6 protein-coding genes are annotated in these 6150 nt (G+C 57.2%); all 6 read right to left on the reverse strand.

All coding sequences use genetic code 11. From position 1 onward, the window contains the following. Positions 1-16: 16 nt before the first annotated feature. Complete coding sequence (gene eutA, locus ABLN94_RS23675) at positions 17-781, reverse strand: ectoine utilization protein EutA (protein ID WP_352997048.1); 765 nt, start codon at positions 779-781, stop codon at positions 17-19. 8 nt (positions 782-789) lie between these two features. After that, complete coding sequence (locus tag ABLN94_RS23680) at positions 790-1227, reverse strand: universal stress protein (protein ID WP_352997049.1); 438 nt, start codon at positions 1225-1227, stop codon at positions 790-792. Between the two features lie 12 nt (positions 1228-1239). Continuing rightward, the gene (locus ABLN94_RS23685) at positions 1240-2526 is read right to left on the reverse strand and encodes a TRAP transporter large permease (RefSeq protein ID WP_352997051.1); all 1287 of its coding nucleotides are present in this window, start codon (positions 2524-2526) and stop codon (positions 1240-1242) included. 10 nt (positions 2527-2536) lie between these two features. Further along, positions 2537-3100 carry a TRAP transporter small permease gene (locus tag ABLN94_RS23690; RefSeq protein WP_352997053.1) on the reverse strand — a complete coding sequence of 188 codons (564 nt, stop codon included), beginning with the start codon at positions 3098-3100 and terminating at the stop codon, positions 2537-2539. Between the two features lie 71 nt (positions 3101-3171). Continuing rightward, positions 3172-4191: a TRAP transporter substrate-binding protein DctP gene (gene dctP / locus ABLN94_RS23695; RefSeq protein WP_352997054.1), complete on the reverse strand. Its 1020-nt coding sequence runs from the start codon at positions 4189-4191 to the stop codon at positions 3172-3174. A gap of 97 nt (positions 4192-4288) precedes the next feature. Then, the gene (locus tag ABLN94_RS23700; RefSeq protein ID WP_352997056.1) at positions 4289-5692 is read right to left on the reverse strand and encodes a PLP-dependent aminotransferase family protein; all 1404 of its coding nucleotides are present in this window, start codon (positions 5690-5692) and stop codon (positions 4289-4291) included. Positions 5693-6150 lie beyond the last annotated feature (458 nt).

The following is a 6150-nucleotide window of genomic DNA, read 5'->3' on the forward strand; positions in this document are numbered from 1 at the left end:
GACCTGCCTTGCCTGATTAGAGTTCGAAAAGCCGGCCATAGCCCGGCACTGAATCCGTGATCCCGGCCAGCCGCAGGCAGCGCCAGACCATCGCCTGGTTCGAACTGACAACTGGCTTGCCCAGTCGGTTTTCGATCCGCTGAATACAGGTAGCGGCGCGCAGCGCGGTGCAGGACAGGAATAGCGCATCTGCCCGATCATCGTAGGCCGCAATCCCGGCTTCAATGATACTGTCCTCGGAAATACGTGCCATCTGACGGTCGTCGGTCAGCCCGAAACAGGTAGCGCTGACTACCTCCGGTCCATGCGTTGAGAAATACTGCACCAGCTCATCCGTCACTGCCGTGCTGTAGGGCGTCAACACCGAGACCCGCTTGACCCCCAGCGCTTCAAACGCATCAAAGGCGGCAGAACTGGGGGTGACGCACGGTGTATCCGGCTTGGCCACATTCAGATGCCGTGTGACAGCATCATTACCCAAGACGATTGAGGCCGCGGTGCAGCCGTAGGCCACGACATCCACCTCTTCATCAGGCAGGATTTGCGCCGCGGCCTCACTCAGCCGCGGGCCGGTCCGCAACAGAGTTTCCTTGGTGGTCGGGTTCTCAAACGCGATCCGGTTTGTATAAACGCCCACCTGATCCGGGTCACAGATCCGGGCAAAGTCGCGCTCTGAGGTGTGGTCTGTCGCCAGCGCCACCAAGGCGATCCGTTTTTTGACCGGGCGATCGTCCATCAAGGCAGGAACGCGCGAGGGCGTGGAGTGAATATCCAAGGCCATTTTCTTTCCTAAATAACAAGAACCGGAGTTTCAGACAGGCTTGTCACTTTGTGTGAGACGCTGCCCAGAAGAACCCCTTCCAGCGAGCCAAGACCGCGGCTGCCGATTACGATCAGATCATGTCCGTACTCTTTGGCAAACCCGGTGATAGTGCGGGCCACCGGCCCGGCTTTGACAAACGCGCGCGGTTCTGAAATGCCGCTTTCCACCGCCAGTGACTTGCCGCGCTCGGCAACCTCCTTGGCGTGACTGCGCATGATATCGTCCAGATCAGCGGGCTCGTCAGGGCGCACCATATGCATGGAGGCCTCCAGCAGCGAATGATGGCGGTAGACTGTCAGCAGCGTCAGCTCTGCCCCGCAGAGCTTCGCCAGTTCCGCCGCCTTTGCCAACGCAGCCTCGGCGCCTTGCGAGCCATCAAAGGGAACCAAAATGGATTTGAACATCGCCTGGGCTCCTTACTTTGCAAAGGCCAGGTCGCGCAGGAACAGCGCAATCTGGGGGAAGAAGATCAGCGCCACCGACACCCCCAGCAGCATCAGGATGAAGGGAGGAGTACCGCGTACCACCTCGGCATAGGGGCGCTTGAATACGGCGATGGCGGTAAAGATATCGCAGCCGAACGGCGGAGTAGCAGAGCCGATAGCCACCTGCAGGGTGATGATGGTTCCGACAAGCACAGGATCGATGCCCACCGATTTTACCACCGGGGCAAAGACCGGCACCAGTACCAGGATCACCACAATCGGATCGACAAACATGCAGCCGATGAAAAAGGCGATGGAGATCACAAACAGCACGCCGATCGCGCCCATGTCGGCAATACCGATGGCGCCCAGAATCTGCTGCGGCACCTGCGCAAAGGAAATCACCCATGAAAATGCCGCGCCCGCGCCCACCAATATGAACACGATGGCTGTGATCAGCCCGGTGGATTTTGCAGTGTCATACACATCCGCCAGCGACATCGAGCGGAACACGCCCACCTCAAGGATCAGCGCATAAAGAACGCAAGCCGCCGCCGCCTCAGTAGGGCTGAAGACGCCGCCGTAGATGCCTCCGATGATGATCACTGGAAACCCCATCGGCCACAGTGCCTGCCGCATTGTCTGCAGCCGCTGGCTCCAGGTTGCTTTGGGTTCGGTCGGGACGTTGTTACGCACTGCATAGATGTAGGCGTAGATGGAAAACAGCACCAAGATCAGCAAACCGGGCCCGATGCCCGCAATGAACAGCTCGGCGATTGAGGTGCTGGAAACCACGCCGTAGATGATCATGCCGATGGAAGGCGGGATCAGGAAAGCAATGTCGCTGGCATTCACAATCAGCGCCAGCACAAAACTGTCTTTATACCCTGCCTTCAGCATCCGGGGGCGCAGCGGGGAACCGATGGCGACAACAGTGGCTTGGGTGGAGCCTGATACAGCACCAAACATGGTGCAGGCGGCGGCTGTGGAAATCGCCAGCCCGCCGCGGATGTGACCTATATAGGCCATCACCACATTGATCAGCCGCCCGGCTGACTGGCCGCGGGTCATGATGTCCGCAGCAAAGATGAACATCGGCACTGCAATCAGCGAGGCAGGGCGGATGCCCGCCATCATCTGCTGCACCATGGTTTCGGTCCGAGCCAGATCGCCGAACATCATCAGAAAGCCGATGAAAGCGCCAGCAATCAGCGGGATCATCATTGGAAAGCCCAGAAGCAGCAGGGCAATCATGGTCAGGAAAATTGTAGCGGCCATGGATTCAACCTCAGATCTCGATCTCTTCCGCGCTCTCGTATCCCTCTTGCACTTGGGTCGAGAGATAGATGCCGGAAGAGGTGAAGTTGCGCACAGCAGTGAGCAGGTACTGTATGCCGGTCATGAAAAAACCTGCGGGTACCCAGACCAGGATGAGCCAGACCGGAACTTGCAAGGCAGGCAGTACCCGGCCGCGCGACGCCTGCGCGGAAATGTATTTCACCGAATAGTAGCAAAGCAGGAACATAAACCCGGCGGTGATCAGGGCGATAACCACCATCAAAACCTTGCGGGCCCGTGGTGGCAGCGCGTCATAGATCGCCGACATTCGGATATGACGGGCGTGGCGGGCGGCGTAACTGATGCCAGCAAAAGTGATTAAAATGATCAGGATGCGGTTCAGCTCTTCTGAGAAGAAGATAGAGTGGCCAAGCAGGAAACGTCCGACCACATTGGCCACAGTATTGGCAGCCATCAAAAGCACGCCAGCCGCCAGCAGAAAGGACTCGGTCCGGCTGATTGCTGCGTCCAGAATGCCCAGAAAGCCAGGCAGAGCGGTCTCGTGTGTCGTCATTGTTCCCCCCAAAATACCTTCTGGCGGCAGGCCGGGTTGATGCAGCCTGCCACGGTTGCTTTTTCTGGGCGTCAGTTGGCGGTGGCTGCCAGGTCTTCCTTCATCTGCGCAAGGATTGCAGCGCCGCTGTCGCCAGTCATCTCAATGAACTTGGCCTCAACCTCAGTAGCCGCTTCCTTGAAGCAGTTGCGCTGATCGTCGCTGAGGACGGTCACTTTCATCTCCGGCTTGGCTTCCATGATCTTGGCCAGCTCGGTTTCCGCCGCCTGCTGCTGGTAGATCACGGTGTGGTCATAGGCCGCCTGCGCCGCGTCCTGAACCACCTGCTGATCTTCCGCGCTGAGGCCGTCATAGAAATCTTTGTTGGCCATCACCGCGGTGGTGAAATTGTTGTGACCGGCATAGGTGATGTAGTCCGTAACCTCGTAAATCTTGGTCGAATAGAGGAAAAACGTCGGGTTCTCCTGCCCCTGAATCACGTTGGTCTGCAGCCCGCCATAGACTTCGCCCCATGGCAGCGGTGTCGGGGTGGCGCCGAAGGCCTTGTAGCTTTCCACCAATAGTGGGTTGGTCATCACCCGGAATTTCACTTCATTCAGGTCGGAACAGGTGGTAACCGGCGTTTTGGTGGTCATTGCCACTTCGCCCTCGGGAAACATGTTCAAAAGCTCCAGTCCCTGATCGGCGTAGAGTGGCTTGAACATATCGTTGATTGCCTTGCTCTCTTTGTAAAAGCGCGCCAGATGGTCCTGGTCGGTGGGCAGCAGATATGGAACAAAGAACACCTGCGCTTCGGGAATCAGCGAACCGGTGAAGCCCGGCGACTGATCCACAAACTGCAGGATTCCGTCCTGCGTCTGCTCCATGATGTCAGCGGATTCACCCAAAGTGCCATATGGGAACAGCTGGATCTCGTGATCCGAGTTCGCCTCGATTTCTTCCTTGAATTTCTGGGCATAGATGCCCTGCACATCGGTCATCGCCTCCTCGAAAGCATAGCGCCAGGTATCGGCCTGCGCAGTCGAACCAGCGGCCAGTACAATTCCTGCGGCGGCAACTGTCGCAAAGGTGAATTTGATGGATTGAGCCATGATTTCCTCCCAAGTCTCTTCGGTGCCTGCGCACCGCTGCGACAGACTTGTTAGGAATTGTACTGCATGTCAATTAATTTATTGTTGCAGGACAATGTTAGAAGGTGAGTGGCATCACCCCATCCGGCGGGCGGCTCAACATGCCACCGACCAGCTCCATGGCTTGCTTAAACCGGGTCAGATTCTGAACACTGCCCAGCGAGATACGCACCGCATTCTGAGGCGGGGTCTTCGAAGTCAGGAAGGGGGCGTCCGGCGCCACAGCAACCTTCAACTGACGGGCGTAGGAAACAAAATTACCCGTAGTCCACCCTGACTTCAGGGGCAACCAGAGGTGCAGTGCAGATGGGTGGCCGCGAAATTTCTGCCCCCGCAGCGCTTTTGTGGCAATTTCATAACGTTCTGCCAGAGCGCGCCGCTGCCACCGTGCCAATTCCAGTGCCGTGCCATCGTGCACCCAACGGGTGGCGATTTCACACATCAGCGGCGTTGCCATCCAGCCGAATACGACAATTCTCCCTGTAAGGGCGGGCAACAGATGCTCAGGAGCCGCCATGTAGCCCGCTCGCAATCCGGAAACGGTGCACTTTGTGAAGGTGGTCAGATAAATTGTGCGTTCCGGCGCCAAGGCCGCAACTGGTACGGGCCGGTCTTCCGCGACAGGGCCGAAGGCATCGTTTTCGATGATGTGCAGATCATGTTTGCGGGCCACCTGGATCAAATCCAGACGGCGTTCCTCCGGCATCATCTCCACTGTTGAATTGGCCAGTGATGGAAGCAAGAACAATACTTTGGCACTGTTTTCAGAACAGTACCTGTCCAGAGCATCTGGTAGGATGCCGTCTTCGTCTGCGTCAATTCCGGCGAGGTTCAAACCCAAATAAGAGCAACCTGAGACCAGAAGATGATGCGTGATCCGGCTGGACACGACTGTGTCGCCTGGTCGGGTAAGCGCAGACAAGGCTGCTGACATACCGTGACTTACGCCATTGGTCATGATGATCTGCTCAACTGGCGTGTCCAGTCCACAGTTTTGCAGCCACTTCACCCCTGCCGCCCTATGAGGGTCATGCCCAACATTCGGACGGCAAGCCAGATAGAAACTGGGATCCAAACCTTGCGGCAGATCTACCAGGGCCTGCTTAAACAACTCCGCATGATGCTGGGAGAAGGCTGGCCTCGAGATCGAAAGGTCGAATCCACGGCCCCGCTCGGAACTGAGCTGAAACGGCTGGTCATTCGGGGTGTCGGGGTCCAGGACATAACTGCCACGCCCAACTTGACCATCGATCAGCCGCTGCCTGCGCAGACTTTCATAAGCTTTACTTACCGTTTGGACGCTAAGTCCCAGGTCTTCAGCCAATTTACGGTGCGTCGGCAACTGAGTCCCCTTCGGCAATTTTCCGTCCGAAATTGCCTTAGCAATGGCAAGGGCAAGGCTGGAATGCAGCGGGGAACTCAGGGTGGAGGGATCAGGCAACCATTTTGTCATGCAATACATGTACAATTGAATACTGCACTTTCGCAATGCGTTTGCCACGCAGCGGCTATTTCCAAAGGCGAAAGACGCATGGCTGCAGAATATGTCGACACCTACGAGCCTGTGCCCCAAGGCGGGAGTCTTGCCCGCTGCTGTTTTGAACCAAGGCACTCACGGCCCAAAGCCGACCTTGAGCACGGTCGTTGGTGCTGCGTTTGCATTCCGCTTTCCAGGCATTCGCCGCGAGTGCAAAACACACATAGGTCGAATTGGCGAAACGCGGACGAAGTGGGCTTTCGCGGCACCTGCGAATATTCCTTCACAGTTGGACCGCCGTTCATCACGGGAAGTAGAGGGAAGTCGGACACACTCCTGCCTGCCGTTACGCGACAAGCATGTTGTTTTACCTTGCCACATAAGTCTGCTAAAAACACCGCGTTCACAAGATGTGAGCGCCGGTCGTAGCCAACCCGGCAAAC

Origin of the sequence: Ruegeria sp. SCP11, assembly GCF_040329455.1 — a bacterium.
GTDB lineage: Bacteria > Pseudomonadota > Alphaproteobacteria > Rhodobacterales > Rhodobacteraceae > Ruegeria > Ruegeria atlantica_E.

What these genes read in the sequence shown, in the direction of transcription:
- ABLN94_RS23680 (WP_352997049.1), bottom strand. Translation starts at nt 1,227, where the DNA reads ATGTTCAAATCCATTTTGGTTCCCTTTGATGGCTCGCAAGGCGCCGAG.
- ABLN94_RS23685 (WP_352997051.1), bottom strand. Translation starts at nt 2,526, where the DNA reads ATGGCCGCTACAATTTTCCTGACCATGATTGCCCTGCTGCTTCTGGGC.
- eutA (WP_352997048.1), bottom strand. Translation starts at nt 781, where the DNA reads ATGGCCTTGGATATTCACTCCACGCCCTCGCGCGTTCCTGCCTTGATG.
- ABLN94_RS23700 (WP_352997056.1), bottom strand. Translation starts at nt 5,692, where the DNA reads ATGTATTGCATGACAAAATGGTTGCCTGATCCCTCCACCCTGAGTTCC.
- dctP (WP_352997054.1), bottom strand. Translation starts at nt 4,191, where the DNA reads ATGGCTCAATCCATCAAATTCACCTTTGCGACAGTTGCCGCCGCAGGA.
- ABLN94_RS23690 (WP_352997053.1), bottom strand. Translation starts at nt 3,100, where the DNA reads ATGACGACACACGAGACCGCTCTGCCTGGCTTTCTGGGCATTCTGGAC.